This window comes from Streptomyces sp. NPDC041191 (assembly GCF_055591945.1).
On the sequence record NZ_JBVIZC010000003.1, the window covers coordinates 482,735 to 502,934 of the forward strand.

Below are 20,200 nucleotides of genomic sequence, written 5' to 3' on the forward strand. Positions count from 1 at the left end.
TTTACGGATCGCGCCCCTGCGGCTCAGGGCTGTGCAGGGGCGCGATCCGGAGTACCGTCCTGAGTGTCTAGGTCAGCACGGAGTACGGAGCTCAGTATGCCCTCTTCCAGTGACGAGCACATCGGCGCGCGAGTGCAGATTGCCCGAAACGCCGCAGGCTTGACTCAAGTTGAGCTCGCGGACTTCCTCGGGCGCTCCGAGTCCTGGGTGGCGAACGTGGAGCGGGGCCGGCAGCCGCTCGACCGGTACAGCGTCATCACCGCCATCGCGGAGCGCTGCGACATCGATGTGGTGTGGCTGCTCGGGCAGCCCTACCGGCTCCAGCACGGCGAAGGAGGGCTGGCGCATGCGCACGTTCCCGCCCTGCGGACCGGTCTGCGCCGGGCCGGGCTCATTCTCTCGGGACATCCTGGGCTGACCCCGCAGGGCGGGCCCGTGGATCTGGACGGCATGCGGGCTCGGGTGCGGAAAGCGAATACGGCGAGGCAGGCCGCGAACCTTCCGGCGGTCGCCACGATCCTGCCGTCGCTGGTCGAGGACCTGAACACGGCGGTGCTGACCACGAGCGGCCGGGACCGGGAGGACGCGCTCCGGCTGCTCGCGGACGCCACCCGAACCGCCCGCATGTGCCTGAACCAGATCGGCTACCCGGATTTGGCGTGGGTGGCCGCCGAGGTCGCGGCCGGTGCCGCGACGCAACTCGGTGACCCCGTGGTGAAGGCCGCCGTCGCCTGGGACCGGTGTGGCGCGCTGCTGCACCAGGCATCCCTGCGGGAGACCGTGGCCGTGGCCGAGGCCGCCCTGCGGGACCTGGAGCCGCTCGCATCGGCGCGGCAGCCGGACGACGTCGCTCTCTCCCTGCGCGGGGCTCTGCACCTGCGGTGCTCCATCGCCCTGGCCCGGGGTGCCGGATCGAAGGAGGACACCTGGGCGCGGATCGACGCGGCCCTGGAGGACGCCGACCGGCTCGGTCCGCAGTGGTACGACCTCGAGCGGCACACGGTGTTCGGCCGGGGCACCGTCGCCGTCCACGCGGCTGAGGCCGGCGTGGAGGTCGACCAGCCGGACGCCGGGCTCAAGAGGGTTCCCCAGGTGGACATCGCGGAGGTGCCGAGCAAGGAGCGCCGGACGCACTACGCGATCGACGAGGCCCGTGCGCTGCACCGCATGGGAAAGAACCCGTCGGCCGTGGTGAAACTGCGTGAGGCCGCCTCCGCCGCGCCGTACTACGTCTACGCGGACCCGATGTCCCGGGCGCTGGTGTCGTCGCTCGCGAGGGTCGGCGTGCCGTCGCAGGCGTCGACCCTTTCCGGCCTGATCCGGAACATGGAACTGGTCAGCTAACTACCGCTGTGAGTCGAACAGTTGACGCCCCCTAGATTTTCTAGGGGGTGCGCCTGTGTTCTGCCTCCACTCTCGTGAGGTCACTGCTCGTACGTTAGTGATCTCAGGGAGTGGCGATGGAGTTGATCGACACCCGCCGTGCGGACCTCGCCGCCTGCGCGTACGCCGACATGCTGAAGTGGCCGCTGTCGGTCGGTTTCCGGCGACGGCCCCGGCAGGGCTGTACGTGCGGCACGCAGGACTGCCCGACGCCCGGGGCGCACCCGGTGCCCGGCTCGCAGGTCTGGCACAGCGGTGGCGCGGCCATACAGGAGCTGGAGGCGTCCTTGGGCGCCGGCATCATCGCGTGGACGACGGCGTTCGACGCGGTCGTGGTGCCCCGCAGTATCGGGATGGCGGCGATGGTCTCCGTGGAGCGCATGGCCCCCGTTCCGTGTCTCGTGCAGGAGGAGACGGCCGCTCTCCTGGTCCTCCCCGCTACGGGCCGCTACGCCCTCGACGCCTCGGTCTCCGGGGAAGTGCGGTCCGGGCCGGACCAGTGGATCGCGCTCCCGCCGTCGTACGGCGCCCGCTGGGACACCACGCCGTGGGTCGAGTGCACCACGACGCCGGTGAAGCTCCTCCACGGCAGCGACGTCGGCCGCCACCTCCAGGACGCCGCGAAGTTCGTGCCGAGCGCGGAGGTGCTGACGTGACGACGAACCGCGTGATCGCCGCCGCGAAACGGCACTGCGCCTACTGCCCGAAGGCCGGCCCCGAGGTGTGCGTCCGCATGATCAACGCGACCCGCGACAACCCTGCGGGAGTACCCGTGTTCGCGCACCGCGCCTGCGCCGAGGGCAACCACGACCAGATCCTCTACGCACTGCTTCCCGAAAGGAGCGTGGCCGGGTGACCCGCCGACGTTTCGCCTTCGCCCGCTGGCGCCTGGACCCCACCGGGGCCCCGCTCGTCCGCACGATGGTGTGCCGTCAGTGCCCGGAGAAGTCCGAGCCGAGCGCGGACCTGATGGCCACCGGTCACTGGGGCGCGCGGCACGCCGGCCTCACCGGGCACACCGAGCTCGAGGAGGTCACGGTCGCGCCGCTGCGTGCGACGCTGATCGACGCTCCGGCCGGAGTGGGGGTCTCGCGGTGACGCTGGACGGCCCGACCCTGGACGGAGGCACCCTGGAGGCGGACCGCCTGACGCACCGGTGGTTGCCGAGCACGACTGGGGCGAAGGCGAAGCGGAAGGCGCGCTGCCTGGAGTGCGGCAGGTCCGAACTGCGCAGTCCGGACCTGACCCGGGCGGAGACGTTCGCCCTGACGCACGCTCGCGCCACCGGGCATCGGGAGTTCGAGGAGACCGCCATCACCCCCATGCGTCTGCGTCTTCCCGGCGACAGGCCGGTGGGAGAGCGGGCTCAGGACGGGGGAGAGGCATGAGCACCGCATTCGCGCGGGCCCTGCCCGGCTCGGACTTCCTCCGGTCCGTCACCACGACGTCCTGGACCGACATCTCCTCTCCCGCCGGCCCGCTGTGCCGCCTCCTGATCACTCCCGGCACGCCGCGGCCGGGGGAGCGCGCGGAGGCGTACCTGTCGGGGATGCTGGCGCTCGCCCAGGGCATGGGCCTGGCCCCGGTGGGGGACGGGTCCCGGCCCACCACCTGGAACCTGATGCTGGAGGGCGGGGTCGTGGCCCTGGACTACGGCCACCCCAAGTGGCGGCTGCACGTCCCGTCCCCCACGGAGAGCTGGTACCGGCAGGCCGCGCGTTCCCGGACCGTCCACGTCACGGTCGGCTTCGACCCGCACCCCGCCGGCAGCGGCCCGGAAGAGACCTTCGCCTACCTCGCCGCGGCCTCCCGGACCGGACGCCTGTGGTCCGGTATCGCCGCTCGGCACCATTCCGCCTGACCACCCCCTCTTTCCTGTGGCCGTGCCGCACCGGCAGGGTCATGTCCGCACACCACGATGAGGAGTCCCCCTGTGAGTCTCGTGTCCGCGATCAGGTCTGTGGAACTGGAGATCACCGGCACCTGCCAGCTCCGTTGTACGCACTGCCGCACCACCTCCGGTCCGGACGTCCCGGCCGGCGAGATGACCCGGGAGGACTGGCTGGCCGTCATCGACGACGTGGCCCGGCTGGGGATTCCGGCCGTGCAGTTCATCGGCGGCGAGCCGACGCTGTCGCCGTACCTGCCCGAGTTCATCGACCGGGCCCTGGCCCACGGCCTGACGGCGGAGGTCTACTCGAACCTGTCCCACATCGGTCCGGTGATGTGGTCGACGCTCTCCCGCCCCGGGGTGTGCCTGGCCACCAGCTACTACAGCGACCAGGCCGCCCAGCACGAGGAGATCACCCGGGGCAGGGGCTCCCACGCGCGGACCCGGGGCAACCTCGTCAAGGCCCTGGAGCTGGGGATCACGACGCGGGTCGGGATCGTGGAGGTCCTGCCCGAGCAGCGGGTGGACGAGGCCGTGGCCGAGCTGCGCGAGCTGGGGGTCGAGCGGATCAAGGTCGACCGCGTCCGCAAGGTCGGCCGGGGGGCCGGCGAGGAGAGCGAGACCACGACGGCGGAGCTGTGCGGGAACTGCTTCCGCCACCGGGTGTCGGTCTCCCCGGACGGCGCGGTGTCCGGCTGTATCCTCTCCCGGTTCATGGTCGCCGGGAACGTGCGGGAGCGGAGCCTCGCGGACATCCTCACCAGCGACCGGTACGCGGAACTCACCCACTCCGTGCCGCTGCCGGTGAAGGGCGCGTGCCCACCGGACGACTCCTCCGACTGCGACCCGGCGAACACCACCGCGTGCTACGTCCCGCCGACCGGGCCCGTGCTCCTGGAACTCGGAGGCACCCGCTCGTGATCCCGCCCTGGAAGTCGCACGCCTCCAAGCTCGCCGCCGAGATCACGCCTCCGGGCTCCCGGTGGGCGCGGCCCGTCGCCGAGACCCCCCGGCAGGACTTCGTGCCCCGCTGGTTCCAGCGACGCCCCGACGGCGGGTATCAGGTGTTCGAGTGGGACCAGGCGGACGAGTGGCCGGCCGCCGCCTTCGCGGACCGCTCGCTCATCACCCGCGTGGGTACCCGGCACGCGGACCACACCGCCGAGGGGGAGGTCGTCCACGGCCTGGTGACGTCGTCCGCGACGCACCCGAGCCTGGTGGTGAGGATGCTTCGCCACGGCCTGCTCCAGGACTCCTCCCGGCTGCTGTACGTCGGCACCGGGTCCGGGTACGGACCGGCGCTCGCGGTCCACCGCCTCGGCGAGGACCGGGTGGTGGGCGTCGACATCGACCCCTACCTCGTACAGGCCGCGCGGGAGCGGCTGGGCTATCTCCACGTCCACCCGCAGTTGCACATGGCGGACGCCACCGGCGTGCTGCCGGTCGGTGCCGGGGAGGTGGACCGGATTGTCGCCATGGTGTCGGTGCGGTCGGTCCCGACGAGCTGGCTCGGCGCCCTGCCGGTCGGCGGCCGGCTGGTGACCACGATCGCCGGCACCAGTCTCCTGGTGACGGCCGAGAAGAACGCCGAGGGCGGCGCGTCCGGCCGGGTGGAGTGGGACCGGGCCGGGTTCATGCGGGCCCGGAAGAGCCCCGACTACGAACCGCGCCCCGACGCGCTCGCGAAGGCCCTGTCCGGCCAGGACGGTGAGGAGGTCACCACGGGCCCGTACCCGGTCGTGGACGTCGAGCAGGCATGGGACCTCGCTTCCATGCTCGACCTCACCACCCCGGGAATCGTCCACGAGTACTCCGAGACGGACGGCCTGCGGACCGCGTGCATGGCCCACCCCGACGGCTCGTGGGCCCGCGCCCAGGCCCGGGGCACCGAGCGGCCGACCGTCCACCAGAGCGGCCCGCGTCGCCTGTGGGACGACCTGGACGCGATCCGTACGGACTGGCTCGCGCGTGGGGAACTTCCCCTGCGGGGCGCCCGGGTCGTCGTCAAGCCGGACGGCAGCACGATCCTGGCCCGGGGCGGCCGGCACATCCGCACCTGAGACCGTCCTGGCCGTGCCCGTGCATGTCGGCCGGGCACGGCCAGGACCCGGGGAGCTCCCGGTTACCCGGGAGCGGTGCGACTCCGACGCCGACCGGCTCGCACCACGGCCGCCGCCCGTCCCGTCCGTTACCGGCGGCGGCCGGTCCCACCCCCTCGAACCGTCCTCCGCCCGGGACGTCCCGGCGCAGGTCCCCCCGTGCCACGCCGCGGCCCCGGGCGGAGGGCCTACCTCCATGGATTCGATCTGATGACTCTCGACACCCTGCCCGTCCACCGCGGCCTGCGCGTCCCGAAGATCGCGCGCTGGTCGGCGGAGCAGGACAGGACCCCAGCCGTTCATCTCGACGGCAGCCGGATCGTCTACGCCGACCCGCTCCTGACCCTCGCCAGTACACAGCAGGGCGCGCTGTGGCGGGTGTGGTCCCTGGCGCACGGCCGGGGTGAGCCGCACCTGAGCCACGTCCATCCGGCCCGGCAGCGGCGCATGATCAAGGGCCTGCTGTGCCAGGTCTGCGGCGAGCCGACCGGCCCGGAGGCCGAACGCGAGGGCGGTCACCTGTTCCTTGCGGGCTCTGGCGCGGCGACCGGGCTGCGCGGCCCGATCGAGGAGGGCGAGCGAACGATGGCACCGCCGCTGCACCTGCCGTGCGCGTGGAAGTCCGTGCGGCACTGCCCCCACCTCCTGAAGAACTACGTCGCCGCCCGGGTGACAGTCCCGGTCCGGTGGGGCCTGTACGGCATTCTTCACGCCCCGTACGGCCGGACGGTGATCCCGGTCGAGTCGGGGGCGCAGGTCCCCTTCGGCGCCTCCCGGCTCGGGATGCTCCTCGCCGGACAGGCCATCGTGGAGCTGAACGGCGTCCGGCCGGTCGACCTGGCGGCCGAGGCCGCGCGGGCCGGCCTTCTGACGGGAGCCTCGCGGTGAGCGGCGCAGGGGTGCGGCCCCCGTACCTGCCGGGTCGCGCGTACGACCTGATGACCGTGGGCGACCGGCGGAGTGCGGTGTCCGTGCACCTGGAGTGGGCGCACTTCGTGGTCGGGGCCCTGGGCAAGGCGTGCGGCCTGGTGTACAGCGACGCCGGCCTCGTCCGGGCTGTATGGCTCCTTCCGCCCGGCGGCGCCGACTGGCCGGACGCGACGGGAGCCGGGGTCGTCTGCTGCCCGCCGGGCGAGGGACTCCTTGTCCCCGGCCCGAACGGCTGTGCCTCCATGAACTGGCTGCGATACCCGCTGCTGGACGACCGGATGTTCACCGATCCGGGCGCCCTGCGCCTGGCTGTGGAGAGCGTCGTCGGCCCGCTGGAGACGGCCGGCGAACTCGGGCCGCTGGCGGTGTGTTACGTCTGCGGGCTGCCGTCGCGAGACGCCGAGCGCGTGCTCTGGCGCGAGCATTTGAGCGGACCCGGCTGGAGTCTGTACGCGTGCCCACCGTGTTACGACACCGGAGGCGGGGGGCACCTGCGGCTGACGAAGGAGCCGCCGCAGTGAGCGACCGCATGAAGCAGGGCATCTACGTGGTGGCCCTGGCCGGACTTGCCCTCACCTTGCTGCTGGGGGTCCTCCAATGATGCCTTCGAGCCCGCCCTCGCCGGCCCCGGCTGGAGGGGAAGGGCAGGCTTCCGACCAGCGGCGAGTCTGGGTCACGGGCGAGTGCTGGCGCTGCGACAACGCCGGCGTCCCGGTTCTGTGGCTCGGCCCCGCGCACAGCGACGACCACGGCACGGCTCCGGTGTACGCGTGCGAGCCGTGCGTCCGGCGCCTGGAGGAACTGATCGCCGCCCACGGGGTCCGCCGGGACGCACCGCCTCCTCGCCGCCGCCGTGAAAGGGGGTTCTGCAGTGCCTGACTCCTTGTCGCCGCTCGGGCTCGTCATCCCGCCCTGCGTCTACGAACAGCCCGCGATCGGGCGGCTGCACGACCACTTCCTCGGCGGCTGCGAGCACCAGGAGCCCGACCGGCACCTGGCCGCGCGCCTGGAAGCCGAGGCACCGTGGCTCGCGACCTCGGCCCGGCTCGCCGGCGAGTACGGTCTCCGGGCCGTCGCCGTGCTGGCGCACGAACTGGGCTTCCGGCAGTTTCTCGATCTGGGATGCGGCTACCCGCCGCCCCGGCTCCTGATGGTGCACGAAGTCGCGCAGGCCGTCCGGCCGGACGCACGGGTCCTCTACGTGGACCACGACCCCGCCGTCCTCGCGCACGCCTTCACGGAGCGGGACGATAACGAGTTCACCGGCGTGATGGGCGCGGACGTCCGGCGTATCGGGCAGCTGCTCGACCAGGCGGAGACGGAAGGCCATCTCGACTTCGGCCGGCCGGTCGCCGTCCTCGCCCACGAACTCCTGCACTGGATGGACGACGACCAGGCGGCGGAGGTGATGAGGACCCTGCGGGAACGGCTGCCGGACGGGAGCGCCATTTCGATCAGCCACGCCACCACCGAGACGGCCCCCGGGCCGATGGCCGCGCTCGTCGAGCTGTACGGCCAGGGCGGGATCGCTTTCCGGCCCCGGCCCTTGGAGCGCATCGTCGAACTCTTCGGCTCGTGGAGCCCGCTTCCGCCGGGTGTGGTGACGACCGCGATGTGGCGCCGTGAGATGAGTGTCCCGCTCTACCGGGTCCCTCGTCAGCGGGGAGCCGACGGCGAAGCCCCCGGGCGCGCGGCGAGGATGTGGCGGCGCATGCCGCCGGTTGACCTCTCCCACGCCTACGCCGCTCTCATCGCCCCGGGGTCGGTTGCGCGGACTTGAAGGTGCGGCGGCGTCGGGCGAGAGGCCCGGGGCCACCGGCATGAGGGAATGCCCACCGGCGTTCCCCCCCTCCCCCTAGGGTGAGGGCATGATCCCTGATTTCGTCGCAGACCTACGGAAAGCGGTCGGCTCCGATTGCCTGCTCTGGCTGCCGGGAGTGGTCGCGGTCGTCCGTGACGAACACCGGCGGGTGCTCTTGCAACGGCGCTCCGCCGGCGGGCTGTGGACGCCGCTGAGCGGGATCGTGGAGCCGGGTGAGCACCCGGCCGTCGCCGCCGCGCGGGAGGCGGAGGAGGAGACCGGAGTCCGGGTCGTGGTGGAGCGGCTGGCGGCGGTCACCCAGTCTCCGCCGGTACGGCACGGCAACGGCGACCGGGCGCAGTACTTCGAGGTGGTGTTCGCCTGCCGTCCGGCGGTCTCGGGCCAGGAGCCCCGGGTCTGCGACGACGAGTCGGTGGAGGTCGGCTGGTTTCCGCTGGACGCTCTGCCGCCGATGAGCGAGCGGATGCGGGAGCTTGTCGCCCTGGTCGAGAAGGACGAGCCCGAGGCGTGGTTCGCGACGGCACCGTGACCGTGCCGTCCGGCCCCTCGGCGTCGCCGGGGGGCGGACTCGCTCAGGCGGGCACGGCCCTCGTGCGGACCGCGAACTCCCTGAGCCCCGGAAGGCGCGTCGGGCCGTAGAGGAGGTTCGCCGTCAGCGCCCGCAGGGCGGGACGGCGGACCTCCTGGGCCGCTTCCTGCTCGACGTGGCGCAGAGCGGCGAAGGTCTGCTCGCCGTTGCCGAGCGCGTGCCACATCCGGGCCGTGTCGGTCCAGGCCCGAGCGCGACGTTCGGCGGTCGGCATGAGGCCGATGTTCAGGCCGCGCGCGATCTCCACCGCTTCGTCGGGGGTGCCGAGGGTGGTGTGGACGCCGATGCGGTAGACGTCCACCTGCGTCTGGGTGGCCTCGACGGTGAAGAGCCCGCCGGGGGCGGCGTGCGGGCGGCGTTCCACGGTCTCGGCGGCTTCGTCGAGCAGAGCGAGGGCCGTCGTGCGGTCGCGTCCGGCGGCTGCCGAGTAGGCCGCGGTGAGCAGCAGCGTGGTGCGGACAGCACCGGTGCGCAGCTCGACGGGGTCGAGGTGGGCCGCCTCGTTTCGGGAGAGGTGGCCCTCGGGTATCGCATGCCGCCGGTCGACGACCCCCAGGTCTATGCCGCTCCCACTCGACTACCTCTGCGCTGACGGGGGCCCAATTCGCCGGAATTCACCCTTTCGTATGAAGAAGGGGGCTGGGGTGCATCCGATGGCGCGCCCGGGTAGTCGAAAGCCGTACTACGTGCGCCGTTTCGGCTGATGCCGCAGGCGACGCGCTGGTACTCCGCCGGATCCTGGGGAGGGCCGACGGGGGTGCATCTCGCTCCATGCTCCGCAAGCAGGTCGAGATCACTGGGCCTGGCGCCTCGGCGCCAGGCCCTCTCTCTTTCCCGGAGGTGATTTTCTGCCATTCCCTTCGTACGGGTTCCGGGGGTCGGTTGTCGGCCGTGAACGCCGAAAACCTTGCCTGAGCACCGGCTTCACTCCATGGGGGACTTGACAACAGCCTGCCGGACTACCTGTTCCCGTGGGAATAGGAAGGGGGTCCAGTGCGTGGAGATGAGGGAAGATGCGCGGAGATGAGGGCCGGTCCTTCGACGGGCGGTGCAGGTCAGGAGAAAACCGCAGGTCAGAGCCCTGTTTTAGAGAGCTTCCTTGGTGAGTTCTACGGTGCTCATGTCTTCCTGCCTCCGAGCTGCATAGACAGTGCGATCTTGGCCGGCTTCCGAGACGCCGTGGGAACGCGTTGGGAACACGAGGGCCTCATGGCGAGCTTAAGACGGTGTCTCACGTGGCGATCTCGCCCACTACGGAGCCGTGGGTGTCAAGGGCGAGCGCGGCCGTCAGGCCGGCCGAGCCGGCCGTCCACGACGGCCGGGAGAGACGTGGGCATCTCGTCGGTGACCCAGGCGAACTCCAGGGCCGCAAGCGTGGCTCCGCGGTTCGTCCATACGAGGATCTCGCCGACGTAGGTGTCGGACGAGTTATGGACGTGCGCGTCGACGGGCACGAGCTCTGTCGGCAGTGCTGCGTGTTCGCAAGGTTCCCGGACTCGCAGGTCGACGCTCACGGAACCGGGCCCCCAGACGCCGGTCACCTCGGTGCGGTCCAGCTGACTCCGCAGTCGCGAGGCACCGACGAACTCCGCCGACAGGATGAGTTCGAGTACTGCGCGCTCGTCGGCGTTCAAGGAGCGCGGGTGGATGGGAAGAGGAGCCATGCACCCATTTTGAGGTGGTGGAGCGACCAGCCCAACGCCTCCACCGGCAGTCGCCGGGGTGGCCGGCAGCGGCATCGTGATCGTTCATGGGTGGGGATCTGTCGCAGCGGCTCATGCCGAATGATCTGCCGAATGTTCTACGGGCGTTGGTCGAGCCGGTACTGCCGTCCTTCCCCTCGCGCCCGCCTGGCTTCGATGCCGAGACGTACAAGGAGCGCAACACCGTTGAACGGCGCATCGCCCGGCTCAAGCAGTGGCCCGGCCATGCGAACCGACAAACTTGCCCTCGCGTGTCGGGCAGCACTCCACCTGGCTGCCCTCCTTATCCGGGCTCGCCGCTGACCAGGCATGACGCCGCGCCCCTGAGCGGCGAAACACGGTGGTGCCAGCCTGAAGGTGCCCATAGCATCCGCCTGTGACCGAGAACATCAGGATTGCAGATGACGAGCATGACGCAGAGCCTGAGAGGCAACTCGTCTGGAGGGCCGGGTCTGTCGGCTTCGCGGCACTCGACGTAGACGACGCCGAGCTCATGCACAGATGGAGATCCGACCCCGTGGTCGCCCACCACATAGGTATCTGGCCACGCTCACTCACCGCCGTGCGCGAGCGCATCGAGCGCGACATCGAAGACGATGACCGCGACGACTTCCTCATCATCCCTCCCGACGGCATCCCTGTCGGCTGCGCCGCACTGACCAGCCAGAACATCGTCAACGGCACAGCCCAGGTCGAGCTGATGCTCGCTGCTCGACATCGCGGGCACGGCCACGGCACCGCCGCCCTCAACGCCGTGGTGGACCTCGCCTTCGGCGAGCTCCCGATGTTTCGGCTCACGGCGGAAACGCACACCGACAACGCCCCCGCACTCGCCGTCCTCGCCAAGTCCGGCTTCACCCAGGAAGGAATCAGCCGCGCCGCCTGCCTCCACCGCGGACGCCGCCACGACCTCGCCGTGTTCTCGCTGCTCCGCCCCGAGTGGGAAGAGCTGGCCCGTCCTCGTGCCTGGGACACCTGACCGCGGAGCACTTGTCCAGCATTCGGTCCAGCCGGACGCCACACTCCTCAGGACATCAAGAAGACAGGTTCCGGCCGTCCTGTCCTGTTCGTGCCCGTGGGCCGGGCACGGCCAGGTCCCGGGACCTCCCTGCCACCCGGCGGGAGGCGGTACGAACCGGTCGTCCCACACCCGTCGTCAGATCCCGTCCACGACAGGACGGCGGCCGGTCCCACTCCCCTGATCCACCCTCCGCCCGGGACGTCCCGGCCCAGGTCCCCTTCGGCGCCTCCCGGCTCGGAAGGCCCCTCGCCGGACAGTCCATCGTGGAGCCGAACGGCGTACGGCCCCGTGTACAGCGACGCCGGCTTCCACCGGGCCGTCTGGTTCCTGCCACCCGGCGGCGCCGACTCGCCCTACACGACCAAGACCGACGTCTGGTACGACGAGGCCGGAATCCGCAGCATCCAGGTCGTCTTCCCGGGCCGCGCCTTCCGCTGCGGCGACACCGGCGGCTCCGGCACGCAGCGGCACGTGTCCCACACCTTCGGCGCCGCCGACAAGCTGATCTCCGTCGACGCCTGGTCCGGCACCGCCGCCCGTGGCAGCCTCGCCGGGCTGCGCCTGACGATGACCTCGGACGTGGTCAACTTCGGCAGGGCGGGCACGACTTCCGTCGCACCCGACATGGCCGGGGACGCCGGTGGAGCCTCGGCCGTCTGCGGGCTGTTCGGTTCGACGGTGAAGTCCGGCAGCCGCACCTACGTCGCGTCCCTCGGTTTCTACGTACGCGGCGGAAACGTGCCGCAAGCGGTCCTGGGCCATCTGAACGACAACCGCCGCCATTACAGCCAGGCGGTTTGGGCCAACGCCGACGGGCTGACGCTCAGCCGCATCCTCGCCCACTGCTCGTCCACGCCCGCCGGTTCCGACGCCACCTCCGTCCTGCTCGGCACGCTGCTGCCCCCGCTCCCCGACGCCGTCCTCCCTGCCGGCCGAGCCGCGCCACGCGGGCTCGGTCCGCACGGGTTCAGTCCACGCGGGCTCGGTCCGCGCCGGTCAGCGTGGCGTAGACGACCGTGTTGGCCCGGTAGCCGGTGTCGTCGGACCAGTCGCCGCCGCAGGTGATCAGCCGCAGCTCCGGGGCGCCGGAGCCGCCGTAGACCTTGTCGTCGGGGAAGCGGTCCTTGGCGTGTTCCTCCACCGCGTCGACCGTGAAGAGGGCCGTGCTGCCGTCCGCGCGTTCGACGGCGATCCCGGCGCCCCGCGTCAGGGTCCCGAGCCGGTGGAAGACGGCGGGGCCGGCGGGGGTGTCCAGGTGGCCCGTCAGGACGGCCGTCCCCGCCGAGCCGGGCGGGATCCCCCGGGCGTACCAGCCGGCGAAGGCCGGGAGGTTCGGCGGGGGCGGCTCCAGCCTCCCCTCCTCGTCCAGTTCGAGGCGCATCAGCCGGGCGTCGACCCCGATGAGCGGGATGCGGACCCGTACCGGGTCCGACGCGGGGAGCGGCTCGGCCGCGGAACCGGAGCGGTCCGGGACGTCCGCCCCGGCGGCCCGCGCCTCCCGCGGCGGGGCCTGCGCGGCGGGTGGCGGGGCGTCGTGGCCGGTCGTCGTGTCGACGAGCAGCAGCACCCCGGCGAGCGCGGCCCAGACCGGCAGCGGGACGTACCGCGGGCGCCGGCCGCCGGTCCGCGTCAGGACCGGTTCCCCGCGCCCGCGACGCGCCGGCGCATCCCGAACGCTCCGGCCGCGACGGCCGCGCCCGCCAGGAGCCAGCCGGGACCGGACTCGCTTCCCTTGCCCGCGGTCCCGCCGAAGCCGGCGTCGACGGCGCCCTTCGGGCGGCCGGAGATCCGGTACGTGGCGGTCACCTTCTTCCGGGGCGGGCACTTGAGCGTCACGGTGTCCGTACCGGAGGAGGCGTCCTGCGGCAGCCGGAACTCACCCGTCAGGACGCCCTTCCGGTCGCCCGGGAGCAGGTGGAACGTGCCGCCCGCCGCGGACTCGCCCTTGCCGTACGTCTCCTTGCCGCAAGCCGTCGTGCTGACGGTGACGGTGCCGCCGGGGGACGCCGTCCCCGGGGCGACGCGAACGTCCCCCGACGCGGAGCCACCGCCCTCGGCGGCCACGGCGGTGGAGGCGGGCAGGACCAGGGCGCCGGCGATCAGGGCGGCCGTGGCACCGGTACGGGCGAGACGCATGGTTTCTCCTCGGGCGGAGCGATGGGCGGAGCGATTCCCGCCCGGCTCGTCCGCGCGGCTCCTGTGCTGTGCTCCGAGCACGAGGGAAAGGCCCGTGGTGGGTCACCGCAACATGGGCGGTGCCCGGGGATGTCGCCCGGTCGGCCGCCCGGTTGCCGTCCGCGCCACCGTCACCGCAGGTCACGGCAGTGGGACCGCCGTGCCGGAAGCATCCGTGTCCGAGGGGCGAACGGGTGAGGGCCCCCGGTCCTGATCCGTTCCCCCGGCCCTGATCCGTTCACCCGGTCCTGATCCGTTCCCCCGGCCCTGATCCACCGGACCGGACCTGGGCCGTCCGGACGGATCCCTCCGTCCCGGTGCTCGTGATCAGGACCTGTCCGGGTGACCGCACGCGGAGCCGGATGACGAGAGCCGCGGTGGTCGCGGTGCCGGGGCGGACGCCGCCGCGTGGGCCTTCGCGGAGGCGGGCGGCCTGTTCGCCTCCGCGTACGACTGGGCGCGGTCCCATGCGACCGGCGCGGCCGCGTACGTGCAGCGGTCCTCGCCGCCGCCGGCGTCCGGCCCCACGTACGCCACCCGGTGCCTCTCCCGTGACGGCGTCATCCTTCCCTCTGCCGGCACCCCGCTCGCCGGCGCCGTCACCAACGGTTCTCCGCCAGGCCCACCTCGGTTCCCTGGCCGGCGTGTCGAGTCTCCGGGCCGTCGAGCGCTTCTTCAACAGCTGAGCCGCCCGTCCCGGTGTCCGTACCGGCGGCGCGCGGGCTCTGCGGTGCGAGAGGGCGGCCCGCCGCCGGACGGGCCCGCGCCTTCAGCAGGATTTCACCGGCTGTGCAGGGGCCCGGGGCAGAGTGGGGGATGTCGTGTCGGGGCCGTGCCGCGAGGCTTCGCCGGGAACCCGGCGCGCGACACGCCGGCCCCGATCGGCGACGAGTGTTTCCCGGCAGAGGAGAACTCCGTGACCAGTCCCGTTCCCCGCAGCCCTCACGGTCCCGGCGCCCCGGTTCACGGCGACGGAGCCCCCGCCCGCCGGGCGCCTCGGGTACGGAGCCCGCTTCCGGCCCTCGCGTTCATCGTGCACGCCCTGCTGGTCGGCACGGTGGTGACGGGCGGGATGCTCTTCCTCGTGTACACCACGTGGGTGTGGATGCAGGACGCCCCGCCCGGAGAGAACCGGAGCATCGGCGGCGTCGTCGGCCTGTTCCTCTGCTGTGTGGGGCTCCTGTTCGGCCCGACCGTCCTCGCCGGGGGGACCGGATCGCTCGCCCGAGCCGATTTCGGGCCGCCCCCGGCCCCCTTCGGGCGCACCCCGCTCCTGGGCCTTTCGGTGCCGGCCGTGGGCAGGGGGCTGTTCATGTGGGACCCGGGTTCCCCCGACCGGCGCCTGCAGATGGGCGGGTTCGCGGCCGCCGCGGTCGTACTGGGCGCGGGGACGGCGCTGTACAGGGCGCCGTCGACGCGGGAGCACTTCGGGCTGTGAACCGGACCGGGTCCGGCGGTCCCCCGGCGGCTCCACCGCCGGGCGACATGCCGGAACGGTCCCGGACCACCGCCGTCCGCCCCGACGGGCGCGGACCCACCCCGGCGCCGTCACCGCCGCCACCGTCGTCGTCCGGCTCCGACCGTGACCGGAAGGGCAGGCCCCCGCGCCCGCCCGGCCGGGAGCCGGACCCCACCTCACCCATGGGACACCCCTTGAACATCCGACCGAAGCACGCCGCCCTGATCGCCCTCTCCGCCGCCGTCCTCACCGCCTGCTCCTCCGGGCAGGAACTCTCGTACGGCGGGAAGGCCACCGGTGAGAACCTCGAAGTGACCGTCCTGAAGGTGGAGCGGGGCGGCGCCGACGACCTGTCGGTCCTGCAGAACCCCGAGCGGTACGCCGGCCGGACGCCGTACTACGTCCACTACCGCGTCACCAAGACCGCGGACGGGGCCACCGAGTGGCCCGACCTCGACGTCCGGAGCGACAAGCGGCGGCTCACCTCCCTGAGCATCCGGCCCGGCTTCCCCACTCCGACCGTCGGCGCGGACGGCAAGGTCACCATGGAGTCGGCGCCGGAGTTCGAGGCGTGCCGCGCCGACGACACGGACACGAAGGACTTCGACAGCGCCCCGAAGGGCAAGAGCTACACGTCGTGCGCCATCTACCTCACCGACGAGGGCGGGGCGGGCCCCACCCGCGTCGAGTGGGTGCCCGGCTCCCGCAAGGGCGATCCGGTCGCCGTCTGGAAGTGACGCCCCCGCCCCCGCCCCGCCTCAGGAGACCGACCTGCCGAAGAACTCCAGCTCCGCGACGGCCACCTGCTTGCGCGGGTCGGCCCGCCAGGCGGTGCGGAGGACCAGACGGACCGAGAGGGCGTCACGGACGCGGAGGTCGACGCGCTGGGTGCCGCCGTCGTTGATGAGGTGCTGGGAGACGTGGACCTCGCCCGACGCGTCCTTGACCACGAGCTCGAAGGTGCGCGGGGTCGCCTGGCCGTCCGCCTGGGTGGTGTTCTTCGAGCTGCCCGGGGTGATCAGGAGGCTCAGCAGGTCGGTCGGCTCCGCGAACGCCGCCTCCAGGTACTGGCCCGCCGAGTCGCCCGCGTACCCCGTTCCCCACCAGGTGTTGGAGTAGCCGTCGCCCGCCAGTTTCGGGTCCTGCCCCGGCGCCGCGTGGGAAGCCGTCCAGGAGACGGGGTGGACCGGGACCCGGGTGGCGAAGTGGTCCTGCACCGCGCGGGCGGCCGGCGGGCCGCCGAACAAGCCGCCGACCACCACGGCGGCGATCCCGGTGGCGATCAGGGCCCGGACGACCCAGCGGCTCCGGTCGCGGGCGAGACCGGGGCGCCGCCCCGCGTACGGGCCCTCGGCCGTGGAGAGCCGCTCGGGGACCATCGGCGTCGCGCAGAAACGGCAGAAGTGACGGCCGGGCGTGTTCGCGAGCGAGCAGGCCGGGCACGGGGTGCCGCCCTGGACCGGGGCCACCGCCCCCGCCCCCCGTGTGACCGGGCGCGCCGCCTCCGGGCGCGCCGGGAGCACCGGGGCCGCGACCGCCGGGTCCCGGGGACGGTCTCCCGGGACCGGGACCAGGAGCGAACGGGCCACCGTGTCGGAGGAGGACGCGGAGGACGCGGAGGACGCGGAGGGCGAGGAGGCCGGGGCGGGCGCGGAGGCCGGAGAGGCCGGGGCGGGCGCGGGGGACGCGGAGGGGGCGGGCGCCGCCGTCTCCGGAGCCCGCTCCTCCCCGGGGCCCCGGCCCGTCTCCCGTACCGGAGGCTCCGCCGTCGGGTCCACCACGGGCAGGGGCGTGGTGACCTCCTCGGGGCCGGCCTCCGGGCCGGTCCCGGAGCCCGCCGCCGCGGTGTCCGCCGGGTCGTTCCCCGGGGCCGCCGCGGTGTCTGCCGGGGCCGCCACCGGGGCCGCCGACGGGCGGGCGGGCGCCGGCTCCTCGCGGGGCGTCCCGGCCGGGGCGTCCCAGCGCAGGAACGCCCCGCAGCTGTCGCAGAACGACTGGCTCTCCGCGCGCACCGGACTCGCGCAGTCCGGGCAGGGGCGGGACGAGGGCGTGTCACTCATGGGGTCGAACTCCTTCGGGCGTACGGGAAGTGGTCACCGCGACCGTGAACGGCAGGTGCGCGGGGCGGGCGGCGGCCACGACCGCGCGCAGCCGCTGCGGATCGACGGAGGCCGGGTCGGCGGTCCGCAGGACGACGTGCAGCCCGGCCACGGGCTCTCCGGGGAACGGGCCGAGCGGACGGGCGGACCAGCTCGCCCCGCCGCTCTCGGTGATCTCCGGCGGAACGCCGAAGGCGAGGCGGACCGCCGCCGCGAGCCCCTGGCGGGTGCCGCGCACCCGGTGCAGCGCCACGGCGGAGGCGACCGCGTGCCGGCGCAGCGCGAGCGGCTCGGTGCCCTCCAGCTCCGCGCCGACCCAGGTCGCCAGGTAGTCCACGAAGTCGGCGGGGGCGAGCGCGGGGGAGAAGTACGCCTCCAGCGAGTCCAGGACGTTGAAGAGCGGCGCGAGGACGACGTCCAGGCCGGACACGAACCGCTGCCCGAAGTCGTCCTCCGCGTAGACGGCGGGCAGCGCCGCCCCCAGCGGGTACGGGGTCGCGAGGCCCGGGACCGTGCCCCGCGCGGAACGGCCCGCCGCACGCCGCGCGGAACCGCTCCCCGGGCTTTCCGCGGCGCCGCTCACCGGGCCTCGATCACACGGACGCGGTGGTCGAAGGGGAAGAGCAGGGCCGACGGCGCCAGTTCGATCCGGTCCGTCGTCTCGCCCCGCCGCCCCGTCAGCGGATCGGCCGGGTGCAGCAGCACCTCGTCCACCAGCTCCACCCCCGGCACCCGCTGGAGCGCCGCGAAGACCTCACCGGCCCGCAGCGGGCGCCCGAACGGCCACCCCTCGCCGTGCGCCCCGCCCGTCAGCGGGTCCAGGTACGCGTACAGCACGTCCAGGGCCTCGGCCCGCACCCGCTCCACCTCCGCCGCCCGGAACGCGTGCAGCGTCGCCACCACCGTCACCCCCTGGTAGAACGGCGGCCCCACGGCGAGCCGGGTGCCCAGCGGGCGCCGCTCGTCCAGGAAACCGGTCACCCGGGACAGCAGCTCCTCGCCCGGGACGAGCTGCTCGAACCGCAGCCGCCCGCCCCGGTCCGGCACCGCCTGCGGCACCACCAGGACCCGGACCGCGTTCTCGCCCGCCTCGGCCGCGTCCGCCGCCAGACAGGCGATCCGCGCGGCCTCCGGCGCCGCCCGCCGGGCCAGCTCCTCGTAGTCGCGCGCGGTCACGGCCCGCTCCTGCGCCCGCAGGGTGACGGGCGCGCGGGTCTTGGCCTCCTCGACGGTCTCCCCGTCCACCCCGCCCCGCGCCGCCTCGCGGTTCTCGACCCGCGCGATGTACGGGATGGAGCTGCGCAGCACGCTGATGGTGGAGCGGGCCACGTTGCCCGCCCGGCCGCCCCCGGTGCCGTAGCGGGCCGCGCGGATCGCCGCCCCCTTCGGCGGTACGGCCCCGAACTGCCGCATCGTCCCGTCCGGTTGGCGCACGCTCGGCCCGAAGGCGATCTCGCCGGTCGTCGCGTCCAGGGTGAAGTGCCGGTCGCCGGGGCGCGAGGACGCGAAGTCGTGGACGGCGGTCCACTCCGACCAGCCGGACTCCGCGTCTTCCGTGTCCTGCCCGTCGCCGCCGTCGCCGCCGTCCCCGCGCTCCGCGACCTGGAGCAGCAGCGGCGGCCGGTCCACGACCGGGGCGTGCGCGAGCCGCACCCGCTGCCCCGGCACCCCCTCCGACTCGCCCAGGAGCTCGTTCCGCACCGTCTCGGCGTGCGCCGCGCGGACCGTGCCGCCGATGGTGAACGCCCCCGCCGCCCGTACCGTCGGCGACTCGCTGTACGACGGCAGCCCCTCCGCCGGCTCCACCACCCGGCAGCGCACCCAGCCCGCCTCGTGCCCGCCGAGCCGCGAGAGCGCGTGCCCGGACGGCATGTGCAGCACCACCTCGCCCGGCCGGTTGAGCCCGCCCGTCGTGTCCTCGTCGACCTCGCACGCGGTCCAGCCGTCGGCCGCCGACCACGCCTCCCACACCAGCGGCGGCCTGCGCGGATCCACGCCGACGCCGTCCACCCGGCTGTCCAGGTCGAGCACGAGCACGCAGTCCGGCACGGCCGCCGAGAGCCCCAGGAGGAGCAGGTCGCCGACGCGCGGCAGCGGCGAGAAGGCCGGTACGTCCTCACCGCCCTCCAGAGCCGGGAAGCGGTCCTCGGGCGCGCCCCCGGCCTCCTGGCGCAGCAGGTGCGTCAGCGTGCAGGGCACCACGGTCAGATCGGCGGTGGTCGCGAAGACGACCGCCTCCTCCGTCTCCGTGCGCCCGGTCGACACCTCCGTGCCGGCGGGCAGCAGCACCGGCTCCGACTGCGGCGCCGAGAGCCGGAACGTGATGTCGGCGCGGGCGGCGGCCGGCGGGAAGAGCGTCACGCCGAGCAGGTCGAGGAAGGCCAGGTGGTTCTTCTCCGGGACCCGGTTCAGGCGGTAGACGAGCTGGTCCGCCATGTGCGCGACGGCCTCGACCAGGGTGACCCCCGGGTCCGAGACGTTGTGGTCGGTCCACTCGGGACACGCCTGCTGGATGTAGCGCTTGGCGTCGTCGACGAACTGCTGGAAGCGCCGGTCGTCGAGATGGGGTGCGGGCAGGGCCATGGCGGCTCTTTCAGTCCTCGGAGGGGATGACGTAGAAGGGGAAGACGAGGTTGCGCGGGTTGTTGGCGCCGCGCACCCGGTAACGGACGTCGATGTACAGGGTGGTCGGCTCCCCGGGGGCGGGGGCGACCACGACGTCCTCCACCTCGATGCGCGGCTCCCAGCGGTCGAGCGAACTCATCACCGCGTACCGGATGCGCCCCATCGTCGTGTCGTTGACCGGAGCGAACACCAGCTCGTGCACCGCGCAGCCGAATTCGGGGCGCATCGGCCGCTCGCCCGGTGCCGTGGCCAGCACCAGCCGCATCGACTCCTCGATCTCGCGGTCGCGCCGGACCAGGGCGATGGAACCGCTCGGCCCGGTGCGCAGCGGGAAGGCCCAGCCCGCGCCGACGAAGTGCTCACTCAAGGGAAGGTCCTCCTCGGAGGGTCGGGATCGGAAGGGA

24 protein-coding genes and 1 pseudogene are annotated in these 20,200 nt (G+C 73.4%); 17 read left to right on the plus strand and 8 right to left on the minus strand.

The features are described 5' to 3' along the window. Positions 1–96 precede the first annotated feature (96 nt). From ACZ6AQ_RS08275 to ACZ6AQ_RS08330, 12 genes are all read left to right on the plus strand, one after another. Positions 97–1,344, plus strand: a complete 1,248-nt coding sequence (locus ACZ6AQ_RS08275) for a helix-turn-helix domain-containing protein (RefSeq protein ID WP_468758409.1) — start codon at positions 97–99, stop codon at positions 1,342–1,344. A gap of 116 nt (positions 1,345–1,460) precedes the next feature. After that, positions 1,461–2,039 (plus strand): hypothetical protein, encoded by a 579-nt coding sequence (locus tag ACZ6AQ_RS08280; protein ID WP_468758410.1) that lies wholly within the window; start codon positions 1,461–1,463, stop codon positions 2,037–2,039. Further along, complete coding sequence (locus ACZ6AQ_RS08285; RefSeq protein ID WP_468758412.1) at positions 2,036–2,239, plus strand: hypothetical protein; 204 nt, start codon at positions 2,036–2,038, stop codon at positions 2,237–2,239. Before ACZ6AQ_RS08280 ends, ACZ6AQ_RS08285 begins: the two co-directional genes overlap by 4 nt. Further along, on the plus strand, positions 2,236–2,481 hold the full coding sequence (locus ACZ6AQ_RS08290; RefSeq protein WP_468758414.1) for a DUF7848 domain-containing protein: 246 nt from the start codon (positions 2,236–2,238) through the stop codon (positions 2,479–2,481). The genes ACZ6AQ_RS08285 and ACZ6AQ_RS08290 overlap by 4 nt, the downstream gene beginning before the upstream one ends. Then, a complete protein-coding gene (locus ACZ6AQ_RS08295) occupies positions 2,478–2,771 on the plus strand; it encodes a DUF7848 domain-containing protein (RefSeq protein ID WP_468758416.1) in 294 nt (97 codons plus the stop codon). The genes ACZ6AQ_RS08290 and ACZ6AQ_RS08295 overlap by 4 nt, the downstream gene beginning before the upstream one ends. Further along, the gene (locus ACZ6AQ_RS08300; protein ID WP_468758418.1) at positions 2,768–3,244 is read left to right on the plus strand and encodes a hypothetical protein; all 477 of its coding nucleotides are present in this window, start codon (positions 2,768–2,770) and stop codon (positions 3,242–3,244) included. The genes ACZ6AQ_RS08295 and ACZ6AQ_RS08300 overlap by 4 nt, the downstream gene beginning before the upstream one ends. Before the next feature lie 72 nt (positions 3,245–3,316). Continuing rightward, a complete protein-coding gene (locus ACZ6AQ_RS08305; RefSeq protein WP_468758420.1) occupies positions 3,317–4,195 on the plus strand; it encodes a radical SAM/SPASM domain-containing protein in 879 nt (292 codons plus the stop codon). Next, positions 4,192–5,334, plus strand: coding sequence for a methyltransferase domain-containing protein (locus ACZ6AQ_RS08310; RefSeq protein ID WP_468758421.1), 1,143 nt, complete (start codon positions 4,192–4,194; stop codon positions 5,332–5,334). Before ACZ6AQ_RS08305 ends, ACZ6AQ_RS08310 begins: the two co-directional genes overlap by 4 nt. 249 nt (positions 5,335–5,583) lie before the next feature. Then, positions 5,584–6,261, plus strand: a complete 678-nt coding sequence (locus tag ACZ6AQ_RS08315; protein ID WP_468758422.1) for a hypothetical protein — start codon at positions 5,584–5,586, stop codon at positions 6,259–6,261. After that, positions 6,258–6,824 carry a hypothetical protein gene (locus tag ACZ6AQ_RS08320; RefSeq protein WP_468758423.1) on the plus strand — a complete coding sequence of 189 codons (567 nt, stop codon included), beginning with the start codon at positions 6,258–6,260 and terminating at the stop codon, positions 6,822–6,824. Before ACZ6AQ_RS08315 ends, ACZ6AQ_RS08320 begins: the two co-directional genes overlap by 4 nt. A gap of 350 nt (positions 6,825–7,174) precedes the next feature. Continuing rightward, positions 7,175–8,083: an SAM-dependent methyltransferase gene (locus ACZ6AQ_RS08325; RefSeq protein ID WP_468758424.1), complete on the plus strand. Its 909-nt coding sequence runs from the start codon at positions 7,175–7,177 to the stop codon at positions 8,081–8,083. 88 nt (positions 8,084–8,171) lie between these two features. Next, the gene (locus ACZ6AQ_RS08330; protein WP_468758425.1) at positions 8,172–8,654 is read left to right on the plus strand and encodes an NUDIX hydrolase; all 483 of its coding nucleotides are present in this window, start codon (positions 8,172–8,174) and stop codon (positions 8,652–8,654) included. 43 nt (positions 8,655–8,697) lie between these two features. Here ACZ6AQ_RS08330 and ACZ6AQ_RS08335 read toward each other — a convergent pair whose 3' ends face one another. After that, entirely contained in the window at positions 8,698–9,078 is a 381-nt protein-coding gene (locus ACZ6AQ_RS08335; protein ID WP_468758426.1) for a hypothetical protein, read from the minus strand. Positions 9,079–9,982: 904 nt separating this feature from the next. Continuing rightward, positions 9,983–10,378 carry a hypothetical protein gene (locus ACZ6AQ_RS08340; protein WP_468758428.1) on the minus strand — a complete coding sequence of 132 codons (396 nt, stop codon included), beginning with the start codon at positions 10,376–10,378 and terminating at the stop codon, positions 9,983–9,985. Between the two features lie 179 nt (positions 10,379–10,557). Here ACZ6AQ_RS08340 and ACZ6AQ_RS08345 point away from each other — a divergent pair. The 3 genes and pseudogenes from ACZ6AQ_RS08345 to ACZ6AQ_RS08355 all read left to right on the plus strand — a co-directional run. Next, positions 10,558–10,653 (plus strand): annotated as a pseudogene (locus ACZ6AQ_RS08345) (IS5/IS1182 family transposase); the annotation flags it as partial. A 140-nt stretch (positions 10,654–10,793) separates the two neighbouring features. Beyond that, positions 10,794–11,396 carry a GNAT family N-acetyltransferase gene (locus ACZ6AQ_RS08350; RefSeq protein ID WP_468758429.1) on the plus strand — a complete coding sequence of 201 codons (603 nt, stop codon included), beginning with the start codon at positions 10,794–10,796 and terminating at the stop codon, positions 11,394–11,396. A 330-nt stretch (positions 11,397–11,726) separates the two neighbouring features. Next, positions 11,727–12,503 carry a hypothetical protein gene (locus ACZ6AQ_RS08355; protein ID WP_468758430.1) on the plus strand — a complete coding sequence of 259 codons (777 nt, stop codon included), beginning with the start codon at positions 11,727–11,729 and terminating at the stop codon, positions 12,501–12,503. Here ACZ6AQ_RS08355 and ACZ6AQ_RS08360 read toward each other — a convergent pair. Together ACZ6AQ_RS08360 and ACZ6AQ_RS08365 are read right to left on the minus strand one after the other, a co-directional pair. Then, complete coding sequence (locus ACZ6AQ_RS08360) at positions 12,406–13,005, minus strand: class F sortase (RefSeq protein WP_468758431.1); 600 nt, start codon at positions 13,003–13,005, stop codon at positions 12,406–12,408. The two genes, ACZ6AQ_RS08355 and ACZ6AQ_RS08360, sit on opposite strands and share 98 nt — an antisense overlap. Before the next feature lie 62 nt (positions 13,006–13,067). Next, positions 13,068–13,574: a sortase gene (locus ACZ6AQ_RS08365; protein ID WP_468758432.1), complete on the minus strand. Its 507-nt coding sequence runs from the start codon at positions 13,572–13,574 to the stop codon at positions 13,068–13,070. A 1,072-nt stretch (positions 13,575–14,646) separates the two neighbouring features. On the opposite strand from ACZ6AQ_RS08365, the gene ACZ6AQ_RS08370 reads away from it, so the two are divergent. Next, positions 14,647–15,051 carry a hypothetical protein gene (locus ACZ6AQ_RS08370; RefSeq protein WP_468758433.1) on the plus strand — a complete coding sequence of 135 codons (405 nt, stop codon included), beginning with the start codon at positions 14,647–14,649 and terminating at the stop codon, positions 15,049–15,051. 215 nt (positions 15,052–15,266) lie between these two features. Then, positions 15,267–15,809, plus strand: coding sequence for a hypothetical protein (locus ACZ6AQ_RS08375; RefSeq protein WP_468758435.1), 543 nt, complete (start codon positions 15,267–15,269; stop codon positions 15,807–15,809). 21 nt (positions 15,810–15,830) lie between these two features. Here ACZ6AQ_RS08375 and ACZ6AQ_RS08380 read toward each other — a convergent pair whose 3' ends face one another. Genes ACZ6AQ_RS08380 through ACZ6AQ_RS08395 form a run of 4 tightly spaced genes read right to left on the minus strand, consistent with a single transcriptional unit; the run spans position 15,831 to position 20,163 of the window. Continuing rightward, positions 15,831–17,132: an NADase-type glycan-binding domain-containing protein gene (locus tag ACZ6AQ_RS08380; protein WP_468758437.1), complete on the minus strand. Its 1,302-nt coding sequence runs from the start codon at positions 17,130–17,132 to the stop codon at positions 15,831–15,833. Then, the gene (locus ACZ6AQ_RS08385; protein ID WP_468758439.1) at positions 17,125–17,754 is read right to left on the minus strand and encodes a phage tail protein; all 630 of its coding nucleotides are present in this window, start codon (positions 17,752–17,754) and stop codon (positions 17,125–17,127) included. The genes ACZ6AQ_RS08380 and ACZ6AQ_RS08385 overlap by 8 nt, the downstream gene beginning before the upstream one ends. Continuing rightward, the gene (locus tag ACZ6AQ_RS08390; protein ID WP_468758441.1) at positions 17,751–19,754 is read right to left on the minus strand and encodes a putative baseplate assembly protein; all 2,004 of its coding nucleotides are present in this window, start codon (positions 19,752–19,754) and stop codon (positions 17,751–17,753) included. Before ACZ6AQ_RS08390 ends, ACZ6AQ_RS08385 begins: the two co-directional genes overlap by 4 nt. 10 nt (positions 19,755–19,764) lie before the next feature. Further along, positions 19,765–20,163 (minus strand): GPW/gp25 family protein, encoded by a 399-nt coding sequence (locus ACZ6AQ_RS08395; protein ID WP_388696221.1) that lies wholly within the window; start codon positions 20,161–20,163, stop codon positions 19,765–19,767. Positions 20,164–20,200: the final 37 nt, after the last annotated feature.